This is a genomic window from Arthrobacter sp. 2MCAF15 (assembly GCF_052115605.1).
Lineage (GTDB): Bacteria > Actinomycetota > Actinomycetes > Actinomycetales > Micrococcaceae > Arthrobacter.
Window position 1 is genome coordinate 102,338 of record NZ_JBFRGZ010000005.1, and the last position, 23,917, is coordinate 126,254.

Below are 23,917 nucleotides of genomic sequence, written 5' to 3' on the forward strand. Positions count from 1 at the left end.
ATGACCGAAGCGACCGGATCCGGTACGGGACGGGCACAGGGCACCACGCGCAACAGCGCCGTCACCGGCCGGGCCGTAAATAGCAGTGTCGTAAACAGTGGGGTGCCCTACACCGTTCCCCAGCCGCCCGCCACCATCGACGCCGCCATCTGGCCCAGCATCGCGGCCGTGCCCTCGAGCCTGAAGGCCCGGGTGGCCGGACGCGCCGCGGACGCCATTTTCAGGGCGGCCGTGCGCAGCCTGCCGCTGGCGGTCCGTTACCCGGACGGCACCGTATTGGGCAGGGCAGCCTCGGGTGGGGCAGCCTCGGGCAAGGCGGCCTCGGGTGGGGCCGCCTCGGGCGACGCGCCCGCCGGCACCGTCTACCCCGTCATGACCATCAACCGGCCGGAGGCCTTCGCGGCCCGGCTCGGCGACGGCGGCCTGATCGGCCTGGGCGAGTCCTTCATGGCCGGCGATTGGGATGCCGATGACCTCACCGCCGTCATGGAGGTCTTCGCCGCACGGGTCGGCACGCTCGTGCCCGAGCCGCTGCAGAAGCTGCGCGGCCTGTACCTGCCGCACCAGCCGCGCCGGGAACGGAATACCGAAAAGAACACCCGCTCCAACATCTCCCGGCACTATGACCTCTCCAACGAGCTCTTCGCCTCCTTCCTGGACAGCACCATGACGTACTCCAGCGCCCTCTTCCCGGAACGCGGAGACGCCCTGAGGAACGTGACCTGGGACGGACTGGCCACCGCGCAGCAGGCCAAGATCGACCGCCTGCTGGACAAGGCCGGCGTGAAGTTAGGCACCCGCGTCCTGGAAATCGGCACCGGCTGGGGCGAGCTCGCCCTGCGCGCCGCCGCCCGCGGCGCCACGGTCTACTCCGTCACGCTCTCCAGCGAGCAGCAGGAACTGGCCCGCCAGCGCGTGGCCGAGGCCGGCTACGCCGACGCCGTCACGATCGAGCTCAAGGACTACCGGGCCGTGGAGGGCGAATACGACGCCGTCGTGTCGGTCGAAATGATCGAGGCCGTCGGTTTCCAGTACTGGGCCACGTACTTCCAGACAATCGAGCGGGTCTTGGCCCCCGGCGGCAAGGTGGCCATCCAGGCCATCACGATCGCCCACGACCGGCTCATGGCCACCCGCACCAGCTACACCTGGGTGCACAAGTACATCTTCCCCGGCGGTGTCATTCCGTCCGTCCGCGCCATCGAGGAAATCACCGAGAAGCAGACCGGACTGCGGGTCCGCGAACGCCTCGCCATGGGCGAACACTATGCCCAGACCCTGCGGCTCTGGGAGGAACGGTTTATGGCCCGCGCGGATGAGGTCGGCGCCATGGGCTTCGACGCCGTCTTCCAGCGGATGTGGCTGTTCTACCTGTGCTACTCCCGGGCCGGCTTCGAGACGGGCTACCTCGACGTGCAGCAGATCGTGCTCGACCACGCTTCCACGAAGAGCGCCGCCGGCAAGGCCGCCGCCGGCAAGAAGGGCGCCGCCGCATGACAGCGCAGCTCGCGGACACCATTGCCGAGGCCCTGCGACCGGTAGTGGGCGGGGAGCTGCCCGTCCGGCTCGTCGTCTGGGACGGCAGCGAGGCAGGCCCGTCCGGCGCGCCGGTGGTCCGGCTGAACTCGCCGGACGCCATCCGCCGCCTGTTGTGGGCGCCGGGGGAGCTGGGTGCCGCCCAGGCCTACGTCACCGGGGAAATCGACGTCGACGGCGACCTCAACTCCGCGCTGGAGCACCTGTGGAAGGTGGCCCGCGACCGGGGCCTTTCCGGCGTCCGCCCGACGCCGGCCCTGCTGGCCGGCGTCGCCCGGATCGCTACGTCAGCGGGCGCCCTTGGCACCCCGCCCCAGCCGCCGGCCAGCCAGGCGCGGGTCCGGGGCCGGGTGAACAGCCTGCTCCGGGACCGGGCGGCCATCAGCCACCACTATGACCTCAGCAACGACTTCTACGCCCTGATCCTGGACCCGCAAATGGCCTACTCCAGCGGGTACTGGACCGATTCCGTACCCGGGTACGGGCTCCAGGACGCGCAACGGGACAAGCTGGACCTCGTGTGCCGCAAGATCGGGCTGGCGCCGGGGATGCGGATTCTCGACGTCGGCTGCGGCTGGGGCTCGCTGAGCCTGCACGCGGCACAGTACTACGGCGTCGACGTCGTCGGCGTCACCCTCTCCGTGGAGCAGAAGGCGTTCATCGACGCCCGCGTCACGGAGCGCGGGCTGGAAGGGCACGTCGAGATCCGGGTCCAGGATTACCGCGAGATCCCGGACGGCCCCTTCGACGCCGTCGCCTCCCTGGAAATGGGCGAGCACGTCGGCCAGCGCAACTACCCCGTCTACACCGCGGCCCTGTTCGGCAACGTCAGCCCCGGCGGCCGGGTCCTGGTCCAGCAGATGTCACGGCAGGGCAAGCACCCCGGCGGCGGCCCGTTCATTGAATCCTTCATCGCTCCGGACATGCACATGCGCCCGGTGGGGGAGACGCTGGGCTTCCTCGAGGATGCCGGGTTCGAGATCGAGGGCGTGCAGGGCATGCGCCGCGACTACGTCCGCACGCTGGAAGCCTGGTACGAGAGGTTCGAGCAGAACCACGACGCCGCCGTAGCCATGATGGGTGCGGAAATCGCCCGGGTCTGGCGGCTATACCTGGTGGGTGCGCTGCGCAGCTTCGCCGAGGCCCGGATGGGCGTGGACCAGATCCTCTGCAGCCGTCCGGAGCAGCTCAGCTAAGTCCCCCGGTTCCGCATGCCGTGGCACCGGTCACGGAGCACATGGAACACCGGCTGTTAGAACAATCACGATTCCCTGAGGCGGGCACCACGGTGCCCGCCTCTTTCGTGTGCCCGGACACCACATGTAGTGGCCGGCGCCACCGTTTCGCCTCCCCGCAATCGGGCGCGACACGCCGTCTGCGGTGCGACACGCGGGGGTGATTAATGTGGCTAACTACTCCACAGGGTGTGGATTTCGTCCGCCAAAATGGCGGAAATCCGGACATTTGGCGGACCCCCTCCTGTGGATTAACGGTGGGTTAAATGACATACTTGTAATACATCATCTTGGGGTCCGCGTGAGGCTCTTGCACTACATGTAGTATCGACATACAGTTCCAGCAGAGCATCAGCGCGGGACGGTCGGAGCCGGGGAAGCGCTCCGAAGAAGACTTCAACAAAGGGGACAGGACCATGACCGTTACGGTTTACACGAAGCCGGCCTGCGTTCAGTGCAACGCGACCTACCGCGCGCTGGACAAGAAGGGCATCGCCTACCAGAGCGTCGACATCTCCCAGGATGCCGAGGCCCTTGAGCGCCTGAAGTCCCTGGGCTACATGCAGGCCCCCGTTGTCGTCACCGACCAGGATCACTGGTCCGGTTTCCGCCCGGACAAGATCGAAGAACTGGCGCAGGCCGCCGCCGTCGCTGTAGCCTGAAACGCCCAATAGCCTGAAGGTTCYGGGACGCCGCTACCAGGCAAGATTTTCACGGTAGATGAGGTGACCACCGTGGTTGTAACAACTGAAGATCGGGTAGCCGCTACGGCTGACAGCGGGGAAGCGGTCAGCACAGCAGTTCCCGAGCTAACCCACTGCCGCCTCGTCTACTTTTCCTCCACCTCCGAAAACACGGCACGCTTCGTTGCGAAGCTGGGCGTCGACGCCGCCAGGATCCCCCTCTACGCCAGGGACGCTCCGCTGGTGGCCGGGGAGCCGTATGTGCTGGTGGTGCCGACCTACGGCGGCACCGGGGGAGAGGGATCTGTTCCAAAGCAGGTCATCAGGTTTTTGAACGATCCGGGCAACCGGAAGCTGATCCGCGGAGTGATCGGCGCAGGAAACACCAACTTCGGGGACAACTACTGCATGGCCGGGGACATCATCGCCGCCAAGTGCAAGGTCCCGCACCTATATCGCTTCGAACTCATGGGGACGCCGGAAGACGTCAACCGCGTACAACAAGGATTGGAAGAGTTTTGGACACGACTGTCGCAGACACAGCAGTAACTGAGGGCGCAGGCCTGCCCACCGGCACCGGCACCGCCACCGCCGCTGAGAAGCAGGAAAAGCACGAGATGCCGGCCGCCTACAAGGGCCTGGGCTACCATGAGCTCAACGCCATGCTGAACCTCTACGGCCCCAACGGAGAGATCCAGTTCGAGGCCGACCGCGAGGCCGCGCACCAGTACTTCCTGCAGCACGTGAACAACAACACCGTGTTCTTCCACGACCTCGAGGAAAAGCTCGACTACCTCGTCAAGAACGAGTACTACGAGCGCGAAACCCTCGACCAGTACACGATGAACTTCATCCGCGAGCTCTACAACCGCGCGTACAAGAAGAAGTTCCGCTTCGAGACCTTCCTCGGCGCGTTCAAGTTCTACACCTCCTACACGCTGAAGACGTTCGACGGAAAGCGCTTCCTGGAGCGCTACGAGGACCGCGTCTGCATGGTGGCCCTGCACCTGGCCCGCGGCGACGAGAAGCTCGCCACCCAGATGGTGGACGAGATCATCGAGGGCCGCTTCCAGCCGGCCACGCCGACGTTCCTGAACGCCGGCAAGAAGCAGCGCGGCGAGCTGGTCTCCTGCTTCCTCCTCCGCATCGAAGACAACATGGAGTCGATCGGCCGGTCCATCAACTCCGCCCTGCAGCTCTCCAAGCGCGGCGGCGGCGTGGCCTTCGCGCTGACCAACATCCGCGAGGTCGGCGCGCCGATCAAGCAGATCGAGAACCAGTCCTCCGGCGTCATCCCCGTGATGAAGCTCCTCGAGGACAGCTTCTCCTACGCCAACCAGCTCGGTGCCCGTCAGGGTGCCGGTGCGGTGTACCTGCACGCGCACCACCCGGACATCTACCGCTTCCTGGACACCAAGCGCGAGAACGCGGACGAGAAGATCCGCATCAAGACCCTCTCGCTCGGCGTCGTCATCCCGGACATCACCTTCGAGCTGGCCAAGCGGGACGAGGACATGTACCTGTTCTCCCCGTACGACGTCGAAAAGGTCTACGGCATGCCGTTCTCCGATGTCTCGGTCACCGAGAAGTACTACGAGATGGTGGACGATTCCCGGATCAAGAAGACCAAGATCAAGGCGCGCGAGTTCTTCCAGACCCTCGCCGAGATCCAGTTCGAATCCGGCTACCCGTACATCATGTTCGAGGACACCGTGAACCGGGAAAACCCGATCGACGGCAAGATCATCATGTCCAACCTGTGCTCGGAGATCCTCCAGGTCTCCCAGCCCACGACGTACCACGATGACCTGTCCTACGACCAGACCGGCAAGGACATCTCCTGCAACCTGGGCTCGCTGAACATCGCCAAGACCATGGACTCGCCGGACTTCGGGCTGACCATCGAGACGGCCATCCGGTCCCTCTCGGCCGTCTCGGACATGTCCAACATCACCTCGGTGCCCTCGATTGCCCGCGGTAACGACCAGAGCCACGCGATCGGCCTCGGCCAGATGAACCTGCACGGCTACCTGGCCCGCGAGCGGGTCCACTACGGCTCCGAAGAGGGCCTGGACTTCACCAACATCTACTTCTACTCGGTGGTGTACCACGCGGTCCGCGCCTCCAACCTGCTGTCCATCCAGACCGGCCAGACCTTCGGCGGCTTCGAGAAGTCCAAGTACGCCTCCGGCGAGTTCTTCGACAAGTACACCGAGCAGGAATGGGTCCCGCAGACCGAGAAGGTCGCGGAGCTGTTCAAGAACATCCACATCCCCACGCAGGATGACTGGCGCGAGCTGAAGGCTTCCGTCATGGAGCACGGCATCTACAACCAGAACCTGCAGGCCGTCCCGCCCACGGGCTCGATCTCCTACATCAACAACTCCACCTCCTCGATCCACCCGGTGGCGTCCAAGATCGAGATCCGCAAGGAAGGCAAGCTGGGCCGCGTGTACTACCCGGCGCCGTACCTGACGAACGACAACCTGGAGTACTACCAGGACGCGTACGAGATCGGCTACGAGAAGGTCATCGACACCTACGCCGCTGCCACGCAGCACGTGGACCAGGGCCTGTCCCTGACGCTGTTCTTCAAGGACACCGCCACCACGCGTGACATCAACAAGGCCCAGATCTACGCCTGGAAGAAGGGCATCAAGACCATCTACTACATCCGTCTCCGCCAGCTCGCGCTGGAAGGGACGGAAGTGGACGGCTGCGTTTCATGCATGTTGTGATCAACTGATTTAGGTTGATAACTGCTTGAGTACGACGGCGGGCAGCCGCCCGCCGTCGTACGCTTAACTTAACGAAGAACCCAACTTTTAGGGGATGACATGACCGAAAAGGTCAAGCTGCTTAGCCACGTCGAGGCGATCAACTGGAACCGCATCCAGGACGACAAGGACGTGGACGTCTGGAACCGCCTGGTCAATAACTTCTGGCTTCCGGAGAAGATCCCGCTGTCCAACGACGTCCAGTCGTGGGCCACGCTGACCCCGGACGAGCAGCAGCTCACCATGCGCGTGTTCACGGGCCTGACCCTGCTGGACACGATCCAGGGCACCGTGGGCGCCGTCTCGCTGATTCCGGACGCTCTCACCCCGCACGAAGAGGCCGTCTACACGAACATCGCGTTCATGGAGTCCGTGCACGCGAAGAGCTACTCCTCGATCTTCTCCACGCTGGCCTCCACCAAGGAGATCGACGAGGCCTTCCGCTGGTCCACCGAGAACGTGAACCTTCAGAAGAAGGCCCAGATCGTCATGGACTACTACCAGGGCGACGACCCCCTCAAGCGTAAGGTGGCCTCGACGCTGCTGGAGAGCTTCCTGTTCTACTCCGGCTTCTACCTGCCGATGTACTGGTCCTCGCGGGCCAAGCTGACGAACACGGCCGACCTGATCCGCCTGATCATCCGCGACGAGGCCGTTCACGGCTACTACATCGGCTACAAGTTCCAGAAGGGCCTGGAGAAGGTCTCCGAGGAGCGCCGCCAGGAAATCAAGGACTACACCTTCGAGCTGCTCTTCGAGCTGTACGAGAACGAGGTCCAGTACACGCACGACCTCTACGACTCCGTCGGCCTGGCCGAAGACGTCAAGAAGTTCCTGCACTACAACGCCAACAAGGCCCTCATGAACCTGGGCTACGAGGCCATGTTCCCGGCCTCCGTCACCGACGTGAACCCGGCGATCCTCTCGGCCCTGTCGCCGAACGCTGACGAGAACCACGACTTCTTCTCGGGTTCGGGTTCTTCTTACGTCATTGGCAAGGCCGTCAATACTGAGGACGACGACTGGGACTTCTAGTCTCCGGTGAGATGTCGACCTAATTGGAAAAATGGCACCCCTATTGGGAAGAAACGCATCGTCTAGTTGGAAGTCTTCCGAGTAGCTGCCACTAAAGCGGGCCCCGCACGGTAAATCGTGCAGGGCCCGCTTTGTGTCTGAATCAGCTCATGGCTCGATGACGACCGCGCAGGGAGTTGGGTTCAGCGCTGGGGGCGGCGCTCACAAGGCTTCTTTTTCGAAGAACAGCGCCATGACATCGGCCGGCCAGTCCGACGAGCGACTCGTTTCCTTGTCGACGTGGGCAACGGTCATGACGCAGCGCGACACGTTATTTCCGCGGGAATCGACCATGGCGCACTCGATAAGCGCATCGGGCCCGCGGAACTCGCGCACGAACGACGTGATGGTGATCTCCTGATCGCCCCGAGCAGGCCGCAGAAAGTCGATCTCCATCCTCCGGACCCAGACCATGAATGGCAACGTGCCCAGGGTCTCCAGATCCCAACCAACATAGTCCCGCAGGCCCTCCATCCGGTGATCTGCGTAATAGGTCGCGTATATCCCCGTGCTCACGTGGTTGTAGGGGTCGAGCTCGGAGAACTTGACCCTGTGCGTGCTCTTGTAAACGATCGGTACCTTCGCCATACAGCGCCCCTTCGCTTGCCTTAATATTGCTCGCTGAACCCGCAAGCGAGCCAATCCGCCAGCCATTACCGAGCTGGTGAGCCATCAAGCGGTCACGCCGCCGTCCATGAGTACCTCATTTTCTCAACAAGACAACTCGCAACAGTAGCCCCTGACGACATTGTGAGGAAGAGGCGCCTGACCCTCCGGACACTCAGGCGATCCCACTAACGGGACGATGCTGCAGCCCGACGTTGCATCGTGTCTAGACCCTCGCCCAATCGTGTTGCGGAGGCCGGAAAAGGACCCTGTGGATCGCAGCGGTAAAAGGCGTGGTTTCCGCAGCGCTTTATGGCCGACGGACGCACGCAAGCGGATCCCTTGGCGGGCACTTGGTCGTGGACAGCCAGCAGATGCCCCAAAGACGAACATCGACCGTGCGTAGGCGCCTAACGGCATCTCGTGGAGTATAGGCTACATGCCATGATGACCAACCAGCGCCTCAAGCCACTGCTCGAGCAGTACGACTGGGCGACGGAACGACTTCTCACTCGCCTCGCCGGGCCCACCAGCAACTCGGGTGATGACAGCGACGTCAAAGTACCGGTACTGACGGACGCCGAGTACCTCTGGGAACCGGTCGCCGCGTGCTGGTCGGTACGGAGGCGCGCCGATGGGCCCGGATCGGGCGCCATCAAGCTCATCGGCGCGGGTGAGTGGGGGCGAGACGGCGCCCCCGAAAGTCCGTGGCCTCCGCCCCTCACGACGATCGCCTGGCGGCTTGACCACATCTCCGAGACGCTGTTGGGCCGATCCAACCACCTCGGGGGCGACCGAACGTTCGATCGAGCGACGTACGAATCACGACCAGATGCAGCCGGCGCTATCGAGAGGTTCCGTCAGGCCGCAGCCGACTGGCGCCGGGTACTACTCAGTGTCGATGAGTCCGACTATGACCGGACCGGGCTGAGCAGCTACCCGTACGGCAGCGATGCCGAGGAGACGTTTCCGTCGATCGTGTGGTGGGAGAACCAGGAGATCCTGCACCACGGAGCCGAGATCGCGCTGCTCCGCGACCTCTACGTTCACCTAGCTCAGTAGCGACGAGCGTGCACCGCGGACAGCTCAGCCGGCGGAGTCTCTACGTAGACGGCAATTCCATGAATGTGTCCCGCGTCCTCCGCCAGGAAACCGCGACCCTGAACGATTGACTGCCCCTGTGCGACCCGTAAGGGAGGCGACGGACGGGTCGCATCTCCGGCCGTGGCGGAAGCGGCCCGTGCCGCTTGCGGGGGTGCGAGGCTGAGGCCCCGCGGGAATAAGAACCCCCGCCACTATGTTGGTTCGTGGTGTGAAAAACATCGGATTCCTGTCCTTCGGCCATTGGACCGACCACCCCGAGTCCGGCACGCGCAGCGCGTCGGACGCGCTGTTGCAGGCGATCGACCTCGCGGTCGCGGCCGAGGAGTTGGGGGCGGACGGCGCCTACTTCCGCGTCCACCACTTCGCGCAGCAATACGCCTCCCCGTTCCCACTGCTCGCGGCGATCGGGGCACGGACAAGCCGCATCGAGATCGGTACCGGCGTGATCGACATGCGCTACGAGAACCCGCTCTACATGGCGGAGGACGCCGGCGCGGCCGACCTGATCTCGGGCGGCCGGCTGCAGCTGGGCATCAGCAGGGGTTCACCCGAGCAGGTCATCGACGGGTGGCGTCACTTCGGCTTCGCCCCCGCCGAGGGAGAGTCGGACGCCGACATGGGCCGCAGGCACACCGAGCGTCTGCTCGAGGTGCTCACTGGCGAGGGCTTCGCGGCGCCGAGCCCGCGCCCGATGTTCCCGAACCCTCCCGGCCTGCTGCGCGTGGAGCCGCACTCGGAGGGTCTGCGCGAGCGCATCTGGTGGGGTTCCGGCTCGAACGCCACGGCCATCTGGGCGGCGAAGCTTGGCATGAACCTGCAGAGCTCCACGCTCAAGGATGACGAGAGCGGCAAGCCCTTCCACGTCCAGCAGGCCGAGCAGATCGAGCTCTACCGGCAGGCCTGGAAGGAGGCGGGGCACGGGCGGGAGCCGCGCGTCTCGGTCAGCCGCAGCATCTTCGCACTGACGGACGAGCGCGACTGGCAATACTTCGGTCGCGACCGCCACAGCTCCGACCAGGTGGGCAACATCGACGAGAAAACGCGCGCGGTCTTTGGCCGGTCCTACGCGGGTGCCCCGGACGAGCTGGCCGCGAAGCTGGCCGAGGACGAGGCGATCGCCGCGGCAGACACCCTACTGCTCACGGTCCCGAACCAGCTCGGTGTCGACTACAACGCCCACGTCATCGAGTCGATCCTGAAGTATGTGGCGCCGCAGCTCGGCTGGCGCTGACCCAGGGTGGCAGATTCCCCTAGGCGACTGCTCAATTAGTGGCTTGGTTGGCCAATGCATGGGTGGCTAAGGCGTGATGGGGTGAGTTTAGCCTTGTTCCACCGGGGATCCGGAATCCGTTGCCACCGTGTCGTTGGCCAGGGCTATACGCCGGCGGTAGATCTGGATCCCGATGGCTGCAGGTATCACGGCTAAGGCAGCCGCCCGCATCCAGGGCCGGTCCAGGATATGACCGGTGAGCGAGTCCAGGGAGAAGGGTCCGGGGCCGCCGATGGTGAACGATGCTGCCGCCAAGCCCAGCACCGCGGGGTACTCAAGGCCGCCCTCGGTGGCGAAGAAGCCGTTAGGGGCATGGACGCTGGCCGCGACGCCCATCGTGGTAGCAGCGGCGGCGCCGGCGGCCGGAGTGGCCAGCCCCAGGGCCAGGGCAACACCGGCTCCTGCTTCACCCACGCCTGCGAGGATGGCACTGGGTTTTGCCGGGCGAAAGCCCATAGCGTGCATGCCCTTGCTGGTGCCTTCGATTCCTCCTCCGCCGAACCACCCGAAGAGTTTCTGGGATCCGTGAGCGATGAGCACGCCTCCGAGTGCGACCCGGAACAGGGTCTGTGCGGCGGCGGCAGCCTCAGGGCTGGTCGGTGCATGGCTCATAGGGGTCCTCCTTGGATGCGCTGTGACGCTGCGCCGGCCGGCGCTCTTTGTCCAGCACGATTCTACGTCGGCGGGACGTGCCGGTCACGGGAAGGAGCCTTTAGGAAGTCTTTCTCCCGCCGCAGGCGGCAACAGGATTCACAGGTACTGCACGAAAACGTGCAGCGACATGACACCGCGGGTTGGGCGCGCCTGGCGGGTGATGTTCCCCTAGTCGTTGAGTTCGAAGCCGAGATCAAGGTCCTGCAGTGTTGGCACACCGTGACTCGTGAAATCAGCACCGAGGCCGAATGGGAGTCCCTCCCTGTCTAACTCATGGTCAGCTTCGACTACCGCTGGCCGGACAAACGGCGCCAATCCCTTTGAGGCCGCGGAGAACCAGCACGCTGGCCATCCCGTTGTCGATCAGGCGTACTCGCCTAGAACTCTGTCGTGCCACGCAGCCGGCGGGGGCGTCCATCCGGGTCCACGACGAGGCGGCTCATCGGGACCGCCCAGAGGCGTTGCAGGGCCCGCACGGGCTCTGGAGTGTGGTGGCGCACGTGTCCGGTGGGGCGGGGCGAGCGGTGCCCGGTTTCATGCCACTGGTCGAGGGCGTCTGCGGTGGCGTTCCAAAGCTTGAGCCCGGCCGCCGGATCCTGGAGCTGGCGATCGTTCTGGTCCAGGCCCAGATGTTCGGCCCAGAGCTGGAGGCGGAGGCGTTGGGCCAACGGCCGGGAAGCGTCGTGGCCCATGCCGGGTGGTTCGCTGTTGTCGGCAGTGGTGTCGAGTACGGCGCAGGTGAGCTCGCTGTCGGTGGTCCAGGATCGGCGATTGAAGTTGTCTGAGCCGCAGGTCATCCAGGTGTCGTCGATGATGCAGATCTTGGCGTGGACGTAGATCGGAGTTCCGGCGCTGTTCTCCAGGTCGAACACGCCCACCCTGTCCGGAGCAACCCGGCGCAGCATCCTGATGGCACGCAGTTGCCCGATCCGGATGGCCGGTCCTGCGATCGGACCATCGGAGTCGGGGTAACGGGGCACGACGGCGATCACTTTCAGTTCAGGGTTCCGTTCGAGGGCCTCCGCGATTCCTGCTGCGACCTCTGTTGACCACAGGTACTGGTCCTCGATGTAGATCAGCGAGCGGGCGAGGGCGAAGGCTTTCGCGTAGCCGCGAGCGATGCTGCGTTCCCCGTCGGGTGCGAACGGGAACGGGGGACGTTTCACCCCGTAGGTGCGCAGCAGCTGCACAGCGTGAGGGCCCGCCGGTGGCGGCGGCGGTGCAGCGGCCGGGAGCGGTTTGGGGTTCCGGGGCATCCGGGCCAGACGTTGAAGCAGCATCCGGTAGGGGGTGCGGCGGTCCAGCGGATGCGGGTCGTTCCACCGTTCAGCGAACACCGCCAGCACATCCGCCACCACGGGTCCACGGAGTTCGAGCGTCGCATCGTGCCACGGTGGTTGGTCCCCGTACCTGGAATCCATGCTCACCGCCTGCGGGTCTCCCGCATGGTCGACGTCGTCTCGACGGGTGTGGGATAGATCGATCCCGCCGACGAACGCGACGTCCCGCGACGGATTGTCCCGATGGCGGATGACGACGAGTTTTTGGTGATGGGAGCCGAACATGCGTACACGCTGATCCAGCAGCACCTCTCCACCGGCGTCGTTGACCTGACGACTTAGGAGCTCGTTGGACCGGTTGCTGATCGGGGACGACACGCTCTCTCCGTGGGATCTCCAGACAAGGCCCCGCACTTCCACCCCTGCGCGGGCCAACCCCGCGAGCACGTCCCCGATCGACGGTCCGTCCGCCAGCAGCCGCTCATCGGCGTCGCCACGCCAGTCGGTGAACCACACGCGGTCTCCCGCCTGCAGGGCCGTCAACTCCTCGTGCAGCCGGGCGAAGTAGGTCGCGCCATGAATCAGGGGCCGCACCAGGTTGCCCTCCGACCACGACGGCGATCCGGCACCGCCCGCGTGCACGTCTGTGGCCAGATTCCCCCGCTCAGCACGACTCAGAAACCACGTGCCAGTATCGCTGTCCACTCAGTCCTTCTTTCGAGCCCGGGGCCAGGCCGCTAGTGTCCGGTCTCCAAAGTAGCCTACGACCATGCTGACAGCGACCGTGTCGCAAGCTCCAGGTACTAGCGGGCAGCAGCCGCGCGGCCCGGCGGTCCGAAGAACCCCCCGGCCCAGCCAATGTCCAACCAGGACGCTCACGCTGAGTCCGCGGCTGCTACGGTGTTGTCCAGCCGGTGGCTGTTCAGGGCGGGGCTAGGCCAAACCGTTGGTACAGGACGGGCAGCCCGGTCTTGAGACCGTATTCGAGTGCATCGCCGCGGTGCCCGATGCCGGCGCCCACGAACCGCCTGGTGGTCATCCCTGCGGCCTTCGCGTCCGCCTGGGCGGTGGCGGCCTGGGGCCCGTACAGGGTGTCAACGGCACCGTGGGTGAAGATGGCCAGTTCGTCGCTGTACTTGTGTGCCTTCAGGATATTGGCGGGCTTCTCCGCATTGAAGGCGGCTTGGTTTCCACCGAAGATGGTCTTCACCGTGTTGTCCGCGGAGCCGTCAATCGGTTCCAGCTCGCCCGAGATATCCAGCAGCGAGCCGAAGACTTCAGGCCTTTTGGCCCCGAATGAGAGCGCGCACTCCCCGCCATTGGAGTAACCGGCCACGGCCCACTGGATCCGGTCGGGTGGGACGTTGAGGTTCGTACGGATGAAATTGACGACGTCGGTGGTCACGTAGGTATAGACGTTGCCTTTGGCCGAATCCACGCAGACGGGGTTCCGATAGGGATTGCCCAGCTGGTCGATGGTGAGGAACAGCGGCGCCAGTCCGTGGTTCTGACGGGCCAGGGTGTTGAGCTCCTGAACGGCAGACTTGTTTTGCTCAGGTCCTCCCGGCTGGCCCATCATCATGATGACAATGGGCAGGGCCGGCGGATTATCGACCAGGGCGGCGGGCGGCAGGTACAGGTAGGCGTCCCGGGCCTGGAACCCGGAGACGGGCGCCGGGATCGATACGGGCCCGCTTTGCCCGGTGTCCGGCATCCCTGCAGGGGGATTCCAGGTCTGCCATAAGGGGTTCCCGTTATTCTGCGGCAGGTTTGGGTTCAGCCTGGGCAGTGCCAGATGGCCGGTCTGGGTCATGCCCAGCAGGGCCCCAAGAGTCGGGTTCAGGCCGTACGCGGCGTTGATGCCCAGTGCCGCCGTCGTGATGAAGAGCAGGACGGCAAGGATGGCACCGGCTTTCCGCCACCAGTGTGAGCGCCACAGGTTCACGACAGCGAGGCCGGTACCGGCGAACGCGGCGATCACCCAGGCGCGGGTGTCAGCGTCCAGCGGCAGGCCGAAGACGTTCAGCAGGAATTCGCAGATGACCAAGGTGATGGCGCCTGCCAGGGCACCGACGCACACTCCCGCCCCGGCCACGATGAGCCACGTCCGGCGTCCCAATGGCTTCGGCCGGTCATTCTTTCGGGTACGGGCCGGGAACCGGGAACGGAGCACCGAGCCTGGCAGCAGGACCCGGCGTATCAGCAGGGCGAGGGCTGTCAGGAGGGCGACGGCATAGAAAGCGTGCAGCAGCGGTTCATCGACGATGCTGAGGCTGAGAAACTGCTCCACTCCGCTCTCCTGCCCTAGGATGTGGTCCTGCCTGCCGCCTGGGCGCTGCTTACAACCGCGGCTGCGGGTGGCCGATGAAGTTTTTATAGCACGTTCATCGGAGGGGAAGCTGGGAATTCCGGGTCTTCCTTGCCGTCCACCGTGGGCGTTCTCCGTGCCGCCTGTGTTGCTGGGCGGGCGGAAGTGGTGCAATGGAACTGACAGGGTGGGCCAGCCTAAAACTCCTCACCATCCTGAAAGGAATTCCGCGTGCCAGTGTCGCCGCCCGTCGAACGAGACAGCCCGCCCCGTCCCCGCTGGCTAAAGCGGTGGATGTTCCCGGTGCTGAGGAATGCTCCTGTCTCTATGGGATTTGTGGTCCTCTTCTGGATCCTGGGCGCCGTGTCGTCGGCTATAGTCTCCGGTCCCGGGCCAGGGTGGAGGTCCAGTGTCGCGGCGTCCGCGCATTCCTTGCCCGAAGCTTGGTGGACGGTGCTGACGTCCGCGTTCTGGGCCCGGGATCTTCCCGGTTATGTGCTGGGAACGGTCCTTGTGCTGGTCGCCGCCATACCGTTGGAACGGCAGATGGGGAGTCTCAAATTTTCGCTCTCGGCGGTGCTGGCGCAGACGGCGGGTGTCCTGGCCGCCTGCGTGTTCTGGGCCGCAGCCAGGGCGATGATGGGGTCCTGGGCCGCGGGTATGAGCGGCACATACTTTCTCGGTCCCAGCGCGATGGTCTGCGGGGCGGCCATGGCGGCTACGGCTTCTATGGGTGCGTTGTGGAGGCGCCGGATCCGGTTGGGCACCTTTGGGCTGCTGATACTTCTGGCCCTCTACAGCGGGGGTTTCACAGACCTTGTCCGTCTGGGAGCCGGCATTGCCGGGGCGCTGCTGGGCCCGCTGCTGCTGGGCGACCGGCCTCGGCTTGTGCGCCCGGTGAGCAGCCGGCATGAGGGCCGTGTGCTCATAGCCGTCCTGGTCGCGGTATCAGCGGTGGGGCCGGTCGTTTCCGGCCTGCTCCCGCACGCTGTGGGTCCGTTGTCGGTGTTGCGTTATCTGTTCACCGACATCGAGCCGGTCGATCCCAACACGTTGCAAAATGTGTGCGCCGTCCCGGCCCAGCACAGGTACTGCGAGGCCTTGCACCTGCAGCTGAGGGCCGGCGCTGGCGGCATCTTCATGGCGATTGTCCCGTCGCTCATGTTGCTGCTGCTCGCTGAGGGGCTCCGCCGCGGACGACGGTTCGCTTGGGCCGCGGCACTGCTCGTCCTGGCCGGACTGTCGGCGCTGGCGCTCATCACCTTGGTCGGCGTCCTGCAGTCCGCCGGTCCGAATACCGTCGCCGGCGAGCTGGTAAACGCAAGCCAACCAGGCAACAGCACCCAGCCGCTGGCACTGGTGGTGCCGCTCCTCATGCCGGTGGCGCTATTCGGTGTGCTGCTCGCGTGCCGGAAGTTGTTTCCAGTCGCGGCACCCCGGGGGACTTACACGCGGCTCGGTCTGCAGGTACTGGGCCTGGTCTGCGCCCTGGGTCTGGTCTATGTGGCTTCCGGACTGGTCCTAGCGGCGGGCTTTACCCCTGTCCCTGGTCCGGTGGATCTGCTGGCCGATGTCCCGGACAGGTTCCTGCCCCTGGGGTTCACCGTGGATGTCCCGCCCGCGTTTTTCCCGCAGAGCACCCCGGCCGTACTGCTCTATGAGGGAGTCGGCATCGCGTTCTGGGCCGCCACGGGTGTGCTGGTCCTTCGAACTTTTCTGCGACCCGCTCCGGACGGACGCGGTAACGACAAAGACCGGGCTCTGGCGATCCTCAAAGAACAGGAGAACAGCTCCATTTCCTGGATGACAACCTGGTCCGGGAACACCTACTGGTTTTCCGGAGCCGGCGAGAGCTTCATCGCTTACCGCGTCATCGCCGGGATCGCCCTGACGCTCGGTCCACCCGTGGGGCCTCCGGCCCGGGCCTCGGCAGTCGTGGAGGAATTCTCGCAGTACTGCCAATCGAACGGGTGGACGCCGTGTCTTTACTCGGTACCCGCAGAGGTCCGGGACGCGGCATCCGGACTCGGCTGGGATTCGGTTCAGGTTGCCCAGGAAACCGTCCTGCCATTGGAATCGCTGTCCTTCAAAGGGAAAAAATTCCAGGATGTCCGCACTGCCATGAACAACGCGGCCAAGGCCGGAATCCACGCAGAATGGGTTCGATACCCCACCGCCGGACTGAACGTCCAGACCCAGATCCAAGCCATCTCCGAAGAATGGGTCGCGGATCGGAAGCTGCCGGAAATGGGCTTTACCCTTGGTGGCCTGGAGGAACTCAACGACCCCGAAGTGCGTTGCCTGCTGGCCATCGACACCCATCACGTGGTGCACGCGGTCACATCATGGCTTCCGGTCTACCGCGATAGGAAAATCGCCGGCTGGACCTTGGATTTCATGAGGCGGCGCAACAGTGGTTTTCGGGCAGCGATCGAGTTCCTTATCGCCTCGGCCGCAACGGGACTCAAAGACGAAGGATACGGGTTCATCAGCCTTTCCGGTGCACCTCTGGTCCGCGTACCCCCGGAGGGACATCCGGGCATGGCGCCGAAGGGTCTGCCGCCGGCCGCCGGCCTGGACCGGCTGCTGGACGCTCTCGGAGCCGCACTGGAACCCGTCTACGGATTCCGGTCCCTGCTGGCCTTTAAACGCAAGTTCGACCCCCGCTACGTCCCGCTCTATATGGTGTATCCGGACTCCGCGGCCCTGCCGGGCATTGGAAACGCCCTCGGCCGGGCCTACCTTCCCGGTCTCTCCCTCGGAGAAGGATTCCAGCTCCTGCACCGGATCCTCAAGCGGGGCAGCATGGCCGCCGGGCGCTCAAGCAGCAGCCCGGAATGAGACTCCGTGCCGCCACACCGGCGGCCCCCACGCTGCATCAGGAGCCCGTGGCGGCGGGGACCGCCCAGACGTCGGAGCCGAACCTGGCGAGACCGGGGGCGGCGGCGTAGCCAAGGTGGGGGAGTGCGAACAGGTCCTCGATGCTTTTCAGGAGCGAGTAGTGGTTGTAGGGTGTCGCGCTGGTTGTCCCGGGCCTGACGAAGGGGGAAAGGATGAGCGCACCGATTCGGCCGCCGCCCTTGCCGGCGCCCGGCCCGGCCGCGAAGGTCCCGTCCTCGGCAGCCGACGGCGGCAGTCCGGGATAGGGGACGCTCGGTCCGGAGGGCTCCTTGCAGCATGCACTGGTATCGCCCCCGGCCTCGTCATTGACGATGATGATGGCCCCGTCCTGCTGATAGGCAGGGGACGCCATGACGCGGGGGATCCACGTGCGCAGCCATGCATCTTCGGCTCCCGGACCGGCTGCCTGGCCAGGGCAGTTCGCGTCGTGTCCGTCGTTGCACAGGCTCGGGGAGACCAAGGAGAAGTTAGGCGTGGTCGAGACCGCTGCCAGGTCCTGGGGCAGCCGGGACAGCGGAAACACGTTCGCGGCGCACGCGGGGGTTGCGGCGACCGAGGCGAAATAGAGGAACGGGTTGTGCCGGGCCGTGTAGGCATCGCCGGCCGTGGCTTTCTGCGTTAGGTCTGCCGATTCCGGGCCCAAGGCGGGCTTTCCGCAGGTGGGTTCTTCCCGGCCTGGGATGTTGCCCATGTCCTCCATATATCCCTTCCAAGACAGATTCTTGGCCGTGAGCTGACCAGCCAAGGTGGGTACAGGCGCGGGAAAGATGCAGCCGGCGGCGGCCTTGACCTGGCCGCCGGGTGCCGCGGAGGGGTTCACCATGTCCTGGTATGCAGGGCAGTCCATCTGGATATCCGCGTTCGGGGCGACACCGCCGAGGATGGCCAGATAGTTCCCCAAGCTGTAATGCGCGGTCCCGTAGTACTGGCTCAGCAAGACGCCCTGGCCTCGCAGCGGTTGAGCAAGATAAGGGATCTGCGAGGTTGGGCCGTACGACTGGGCAAAGGACGCGTTCTCCAGCGCAATCACAAATACGTGGCGAATGGGCGGGACCCAGCCCGCAGGACCGGCCGGCTGGTTGCCACCAAGCCCGGCCAGTAGCGCAAAGACCATGGTCATGCCCAGCAACAGCGATTTCCGGCGCATCAGACTCCTTGCCACAACGGTCGTGACAATCCCGCACGGCGCGCGCCACGCAGGACGGTGTTGATTCTGTGCCCATAATCGTCTCCCCGTACCGAACCACGGTCAACGCCTGCCGGTGCACCTCATTGCTACGCCAGGATTTGCGCCCAGGCCGCTTGATTCCGTACGTCGAATTGAGCAGCGGCACGCCAGTGCTCGTCGCTGCCATTGACATGCATCTCGGCCCAGGGGCTGGAAACCGGTCCCGTTCGGGGACGTCAGCAGACTGAACATCGCTGCTGTTCGTTTCGCCATAGCGGCCGGGAGCGCTTTGCGTGGTGCGTCGTTGGCTCCGGTCTTCGCCTGTCGGCGCGGTTGCTGAGTGAGCAGGTCGCGGAAGATTGCCTCAGGCGCCTCCAGTTCGTTGGCGGCATTCCGTTCGACGAGCCCAGACTCCAAGCAGGGCGGCGATGGTCCGGTTTCGCCGTTGGTTATTCAGATCGTCAACCACGTCTGGGAGCTTGGCGCCGAGCACCATTTGCGCGTAGGCGGTCCGCGCGTCGTTGTTGGCGAGGGCTGCCACTACTCGCCGCCACTGCGGTCCGCTCAGCCTCGTCCCTCCGGTCCCAGCGTTTTCCTCACTCTGCGTCTGCCTATGCGCCTGCCCCCCGCCGGTGCTGGTCACTGCGTGCTTGGCCAACAGGCAAAATCCTAGCCCTGCGCGGGTGCGGCGGACAGGGGCTGCGGGCGGCGCGAGGACCTGGCCGACCTCTTCGGAGGGCCACCCAATGGCGTCTACTACCGAGGCCGCAAGTGTTGAGTGTTGCAGATCGGCGTAGTAGCGTGACAGCAATTGTCAATATGCATAACACGGACTCGGGAGCGATCATGGCACATATGACACGTGGGCTGGTGGCTGTCACGGCGGCTCTGGCATTGAGCGTGACGGGCGGCGTCGTCGCTGCCCCTGCGCTGGCCGATCCGCGGGAAACAGCAAAGACGCCCACCGCCACCGGGTACGGCGGCGCGGTGAGCACCGTGGACCCGGAGGCGTCCGCTGCGGCCATCGAGGTCCTCCGTAAGGGCGGCAACGCGGCGGACGCCGCCGTCGCCGCGGCCGCGACCCTTGGCGTCACCGAGCCATACAGCGCCGGGATTGGCGGCGGAGGCTACTTCGTGTTCTACGACGCGAAGACCGGCACGGTGGGCACGATCGACGGCCGGGAGACCGCACCGGCAGGCATGCCGCACGACGCGTTCATCGACCCGGCGACCGGGCAGCCCTACCGCTTCACGCCCGAGCTCGTCACGAGCGGCGTATCCGTCGGCATCCCCGGCACGCCGGCAACCTGGGCGCGTGCCCTCCGGCGCTGGGGCACGCTCAGCCTTGGCGATGCCCTCAAGCCTGCCATCAACGTGGCGAGCCGAGGTTTTGTGGTCGACCAGACGTTCCGCCAGCAAACCCTCGACAACAAGGCCCGGTTCGAGGCATTCCCCTCAACGAGCAACCTCTTCCTCCCGGGCGGCGACGCCCCCGCCGTCGGCAGCGTCTTCCAGAACCACGACCTCGCCGAGACATACCGGCTCCTCGCGAAGAAGGGCACGGGAAGCTTCTACGGCGGCCCGCTCGCGGCCGAGATCGCGGCCACGGTGCAGGCTCCGCCCAAGACGGCCGGCACAACGCTGCCCGTTCCGGCAGGCCACCTGACGACGGCGGATCTCGCCGCCTACCGCGCCCTGGACCAGGCGCCCACCCACGTGGACTACCGCGACCTGGACGTCTACGGCATGGCGCCGTCCAGCAGCGGCGGCACCACGGTCGGCGAGGCACTGAACATCCTAGAGCCTTCCAACCTGTCCGGGATGTCCACGCCCGGCGCCCTCCACCATTACCTCGAGGCCAGCGCGCTTGCCTTCGCGGACCGGGGCAAGTACGTCGGTGACCCCGCGTTTGTCAGCGTCCCCACCGCCGCGCTCACCGACCCGCTGTTCGGCAAGGAGCGCGCCTGCAAGATCGACCCAGTTCACGCGGCGACGAAGCCCGTTGCTCCGGGGGACGTGTCGGCGTACGACGGCGCGTGCCCGGCTGCCGCCGTCGCGCCCGCCGAGGAGAAGGACACCGAGAACATCTCCACGACCAACCTGACGGTCGCGGACAAGTGGGGGAACGTGGTCGACTACACGCTCACGATCGAGCAGACCGGAGGGTCCGGCATGGTGGTCCCCGGCCGCGGCTTCCTGCTCAACAACGAGCTGACCGACTTCTCCACCGTCTACAACCAGGCCGACCCGAACCGGATCGAGCCCGGGAAGCGCCCCCGCTCCTCCATGTCGCCCACCATCATCCTCAAGGAGGGCAAGCCCTTCCTCGCTCTCGGCTCGCCCGGCGGATCGACCATCATCACTACCGTCCTGCAGACCATCCTGAACCGTGTGGACCTGGGCATGACCATCTCCGAGGCGATCGCTGCGCCGCGTGCCTCGCAACGCAACACGGCCAAAGTCACGGCCGAGCCGGAGTTCATCGCCGCGTACGGAAGCCAATTGACGCCCTTTGGCCATCAGTTCACGCCGTCGGGGGACGCGTTCACCTCGGCAGCGGAGATCGGCGCCGCGACCGCCATCGAATTCCTGCCCGACGGCGGCATGATCGCCGCCGCAGAGCCCGTCAGACGCGGCGGCGGATCCGCGATGGCACTCAAGCCATCGCCGAAGTAGGGGCTCCACCCGGGCCCGGCTCCACGGTCTGTTTACTGGCAGAGGCGGTCGAGGGTTTGCTGGGCGGCCTGTTCCATCTGCGTCTGGAGCAGGTCGATGCGGCGTGTAGTGGCAGGGTCCTGCCACTGCAGCGGGGCGTGCGCCATGGTCATCGTGATCTGGTTGCCGCCGTCGGCGCTCGTGATGGAAATACTCATGTAGCCGAATATGTGCCCTGTATGGCCGTAGCGGAAGTCGCCGGAACATGCATCAGGAAACCGCTCTAGACCGAGTCCGTAGTCCCAGAATTCGGTCTTCTTCTTCATTTCCTCAAGCATGGCGGGGGAAAGCAGCTGGCCGCGCAGGAGGGCCCGGTAGAAGTTGTTTACGTCCTGCGTGGTGGAGATGACGCCGCCTGCGGGGGAGCCGACAAAAACCTCGGGCTGGGTGAGATCGACCCGTTCGCCGCCGTCAATGACGTAGGCGTGGATGTTGTCCGGAGCCCCGCGGTCCGGTTCGGCCAGCGACGTGTGCCGAAGTCCAAGAGGAGCGAAGATGTCTTGATTGAGCACGTCGGCGACGGGACGTCCGCGCAGCTTTTCGATCAGCTGGCCGAGAGCCAGGTAATTGGAGCTCGAGTAAGAAAAGCGGTCCATATTCTTGGACTCCCAGGGGAGCGTGGCGGCCAGTTCGAGTCCTCGTTGCATGCTGAGCCGTGTGTTCGCAACCTGCTTCAGTGGTCCCGCCGCGTATTCTGAGTTCCCGTAATCGGGCATGCCGGAGTTATGGTTCAGCAACTGGCGGACGGTGATCGGTCCGGGCGGCCGCAGCGTGGTCCTGAAGCTCTCCAGGACACCGTTCACCGGGTCATCGAGCCCGATAAGACCCTGGTCGACGAGTTTCAGGACGGAGACGGCGACCATCGACTTCGTAATGCTGGCAACGGATACCCGGTCCTGCGGCCGCGCCGGGTCCTTGCTGACCAGGTTTCGCACCCCGTAGGCCTTGGACCATTCGCCGCCAGACCATCGCACCTGCACAACAAGGGACGTCGCTCCGCCATCCATGAAGTGCTGGACCCTTCGTTCCAGGGAATCCGTTGCTGCCTGGATCGCGGCGACGCTCGGCGGAGCCGGCGTCGGAGGGGCCCCTACGGGAGGGGCCCCGACGCAACCGCTCACCGCGACAACCAAAGCCGCGGAGAAAGCTACCGCACCGAGCGGACCAAAACCCGTCCGCAACCAAGCAGCCAAGGCGCCCATGATTTGGTTTTACGCTCAAACGCCTCCTGTGGATAGGTCGGGCTCGTAAAGTCGCTCCCAGACAGCCCGCTGACTATTGGAAAGAGCGCCCGACGTTGCTGGGAAAGCCCGCCTTTAATCCCTGTCCGGGGACCGGCTAAGTGGGTAAACTGGAAAGGTGCTCGGGGCAACTAACCCCGTGCGGCACCGGTTCTGCAGGCCCCGGCCGGAGTCCGCCGGCTAAGCTCGGCCGAACAACTCCACTGAATATCATTGGCCTCCCGCAGCGCTGTCCGGAATGGCGTCCGGGGACGCCCAAGCCGTTACCGCCGGAGGGTGGCTGGTTCCGGCAGGAGCAGTGCGGAGGACGAGTCCTCAAAGGATGAAGTTCATGAACAAGGCTATTCGCATCATCGGAACAACTGCTGTGACGGCGACTTTGGGCCTGGGCGCCAGTGCGATGCCAGCCAGCGCTGCCGTTACGACCTCCACCACCGCCGCCAGCTCGTGGAGCCAGTCGTCGTTCGAGCACAGGCACGAGATGCGCGACGTCAACCGGCACGATTCCAACCACGGCTGGTGGGATGGAGAGAACCGGTGGCATGACAACTCCGACGGCTGGGGCTGGCGTGACGACAACGGCAACTGGCGTGGCGACAACGATCACAGCGGCTCCTGGACGGGCCGGGACGGCTGTCGGCATGACAGGGAGGGTTTCTGGGACCATAACGGACACCGGCACGACGACAACAGGCGCCATCACCACTCAGGCACCTGGTGAACGCACACCCCTTGGATCCGGCGATCGGGGCTCGGCAAAATCTGCCACCCCGATCTCGCCCGTTTTCTGACTGGGGATTGGGGTTCGCGGCACGTCCTCGCGTTAGCATTGGTCCCAATATGTCTGACCAGGAGGGTCCATGCCGTACACCGTTGACTTCGAGAACGTTTCCACTGTTGGCTTGGAATCGTCGCCGTTCGCCGAGAGCCTGGCAGGGTTGCGCGCCAACGAGGCCCGCTATTTCCGGAACAAGTACGGCCACGCGTTCACAGTAAGCCCCGTGAGCGAGGTTCCGGAGGTGGTCGACCGGGTAAGCCGGATACTCCAGGACGAGCGTGAGATCGTCATCGGCTCCCGCCCGCTGGAAGCGACCGCCTTCGAAGTTGACGGCACCCGGATGGCCTACGTCTTCTACGAGTCGGGGCTGTCGGTCAACGTCATGTACGGCATCGACGGCGGGAAAAGGGCAGTCGGTTTCAAACTCGCCGAAGGCATGGAAATTCCGGAGGAACTGGCGTCCAGCTTCAAGTTTGCCCGCCAAAAATCGAAGCTGGCGGGCGTTATCCGAGGCTCCTACTTCGTGATCAAGGGCGAGTACTGACATTCTCCGGCACGCAGCTCCGCCGCCCTGAGGCCCGAAGGAT

General features: G+C 65.2%; 18 protein-coding genes. 12 read left to right on the forward strand and 6 right to left on the reverse strand.

Features of this window, described 5'->3' with window-relative positions; all coding sequences use genetic code 11:
* The 6 genes from AB4089_RS08125 to nrdF all read left to right on the forward strand — a co-directional run bounded on the left by AB4089_RS08125 (nt 1) and on the right by nrdF (nt 7,266).
* Nucleotides 1–1,497 carry a class I SAM-dependent methyltransferase gene (locus AB4089_RS08125; RefSeq protein WP_441408882.1) on the forward strand — a complete coding sequence of 499 codons (1,497 nt, stop codon included), beginning with the start codon at nt 1–3 and terminating at the stop codon, nt 1,495–1,497.
* Complete coding sequence (locus tag AB4089_RS08130) at nt 1,494–2,732, forward strand: class I SAM-dependent methyltransferase (protein ID WP_441408778.1); 1,239 nt, start codon at nt 1,494–1,496, stop codon at nt 2,730–2,732. The genes AB4089_RS08125 and AB4089_RS08130 overlap by 4 nt, the downstream gene beginning before the upstream one ends.
* A 455-nt stretch (nt 2,733–3,187) precedes the next feature.
* Nucleotides 3,188–3,433: a glutaredoxin-like protein NrdH gene (gene nrdH, locus AB4089_RS08135; RefSeq protein WP_018773329.1), complete on the forward strand. Its 246-nt coding sequence runs from the start codon at nt 3,188–3,190 to the stop codon at nt 3,431–3,433.
* Nucleotides 3,434–3,496: 63 nt separating this feature from the next.
* On the forward strand, nt 3,497–4,003 hold the full coding sequence (gene nrdI / locus AB4089_RS08140) for a class Ib ribonucleoside-diphosphate reductase assembly flavoprotein NrdI (RefSeq protein ID WP_441408779.1): 507 nt from the start codon (nt 3,497–3,499) through the stop codon (nt 4,001–4,003).
* Nucleotides 4,004–4,071: 68 nt separating this feature from the next.
* Nucleotides 4,072–6,192, forward strand: a complete 2,121-nt coding sequence (gene nrdE / locus AB4089_RS08145) for a class 1b ribonucleoside-diphosphate reductase subunit alpha (protein ID WP_377985181.1) — start codon at nt 4,072–4,074, stop codon at nt 6,190–6,192.
* Between the two features lie 99 nt (nt 6,193–6,291).
* On the forward strand, nt 6,292–7,266 hold the full coding sequence (gene nrdF, locus AB4089_RS08150) for a class 1b ribonucleoside-diphosphate reductase subunit beta (protein WP_441408780.1): 975 nt from the start codon (nt 6,292–6,294) through the stop codon (nt 7,264–7,266).
* Nucleotides 7,267–7,467: 201 nt separating this feature from the next.
* Here the strand turns inward: nrdF and AB4089_RS08155 are convergent, their stop codons facing one another.
* On the reverse strand, nt 7,468–7,893 hold the full coding sequence (locus AB4089_RS08155; protein WP_441408781.1) for an acyl-CoA thioesterase: 426 nt from the start codon (nt 7,891–7,893) through the stop codon (nt 7,468–7,470).
* A 441-nt stretch (nt 7,894–8,334) separates the two neighbouring features.
* On the opposite strand from AB4089_RS08155, the gene AB4089_RS08160 reads away from it, so the two are divergent.
* Nucleotides 8,335–8,973, forward strand: a complete 639-nt coding sequence (locus AB4089_RS08160) for a DinB family protein (RefSeq protein ID WP_441408782.1) — start codon at nt 8,335–8,337, stop codon at nt 8,971–8,973.
* A gap of 250 nt (nt 8,974–9,223) precedes the next feature.
* A complete protein-coding gene (locus tag AB4089_RS08165; RefSeq protein ID WP_441408783.1) occupies nt 9,224–10,246 on the forward strand; it encodes an LLM class flavin-dependent oxidoreductase in 1,023 nt (340 codons plus the stop codon).
* Between the two features lie 87 nt (nt 10,247–10,333).
* Here the strand turns inward: AB4089_RS08165 and AB4089_RS08170 are convergent, their stop codons facing one another.
* The 3 genes from AB4089_RS08170 to AB4089_RS08180 form a co-directional block, all read right to left on the reverse strand.
* The gene (locus AB4089_RS08170; protein WP_441408784.1) at nt 10,334–10,897 is read right to left on the reverse strand and encodes a DoxX family protein; all 564 of its coding nucleotides are present in this window, start codon (nt 10,895–10,897) and stop codon (nt 10,334–10,336) included.
* Nucleotides 10,898–11,316: 419 nt separating this feature from the next.
* Nucleotides 11,317–12,924 carry a phospholipase D family protein gene (locus tag AB4089_RS08175; RefSeq protein WP_441408785.1) on the reverse strand — a complete coding sequence of 536 codons (1,608 nt, stop codon included), beginning with the start codon at nt 12,922–12,924 and terminating at the stop codon, nt 11,317–11,319.
* Nucleotides 12,925–13,141: 217 nt separating this feature from the next.
* Nucleotides 13,142–14,509, reverse strand: a complete 1,368-nt coding sequence (locus AB4089_RS08180) for an alpha/beta hydrolase (protein WP_441408786.1) — start codon at nt 14,507–14,509, stop codon at nt 13,142–13,144.
* 345 nt (nt 14,510–14,854) lie between these two features.
* Here AB4089_RS08180 and AB4089_RS08185 point away from each other — a divergent pair, with 345 nt between their 5' ends.
* The gene (locus AB4089_RS08185) at nt 14,855–17,368 is read left to right on the forward strand and encodes a bifunctional lysylphosphatidylglycerol flippase/synthetase MprF (protein ID WP_441408787.1); all 2,514 of its coding nucleotides are present in this window, start codon (nt 14,855–14,857) and stop codon (nt 17,366–17,368) included.
* A 37-nt stretch (nt 17,369–17,405) separates the two neighbouring features.
* Here AB4089_RS08185 and AB4089_RS08190 read toward each other — a convergent pair whose 3' ends face one another.
* The gene (locus tag AB4089_RS08190; protein WP_441408788.1) at nt 17,406–18,575 is read right to left on the reverse strand and encodes an alkaline phosphatase family protein; all 1,170 of its coding nucleotides are present in this window, start codon (nt 18,573–18,575) and stop codon (nt 17,406–17,408) included.
* 867 nt (nt 18,576–19,442) lie between these two features.
* Here AB4089_RS08190 and ggt point away from each other — a divergent pair.
* A complete protein-coding gene (gene ggt / locus AB4089_RS08195) occupies nt 19,443–21,272 on the forward strand; it encodes a gamma-glutamyltransferase (protein ID WP_441408789.1) in 1,830 nt (609 codons plus the stop codon).
* Between the two features lie 32 nt (nt 21,273–21,304).
* On the opposite strand, the gene AB4089_RS08200 is transcribed toward ggt, so the two are convergent.
* Complete coding sequence (locus tag AB4089_RS08200) at nt 21,305–22,513, reverse strand: serine hydrolase domain-containing protein (protein WP_441408790.1); 1,209 nt, start codon at nt 22,511–22,513, stop codon at nt 21,305–21,307.
* 370 nt (nt 22,514–22,883) lie between these two features.
* Here AB4089_RS08200 and AB4089_RS08205 point away from each other — a divergent pair, with 370 nt between their 5' ends.
* Together AB4089_RS08205 and AB4089_RS08210 are read left to right on the forward strand one after the other, a co-directional pair.
* Nucleotides 22,884–23,273 carry a hypothetical protein gene (locus AB4089_RS08205; RefSeq protein WP_441408791.1) on the forward strand — a complete coding sequence of 130 codons (390 nt, stop codon included), beginning with the start codon at nt 22,884–22,886 and terminating at the stop codon, nt 23,271–23,273.
* 139 nt (nt 23,274–23,412) lie between these two features.
* Nucleotides 23,413–23,874, forward strand: coding sequence for a phage tail protein (locus AB4089_RS08210; protein WP_441408792.1), 462 nt, complete (start codon nt 23,413–23,415; stop codon nt 23,872–23,874).
* The last annotated feature ends 43 nt before the right edge of the window (nt 23,875–23,917 follow it).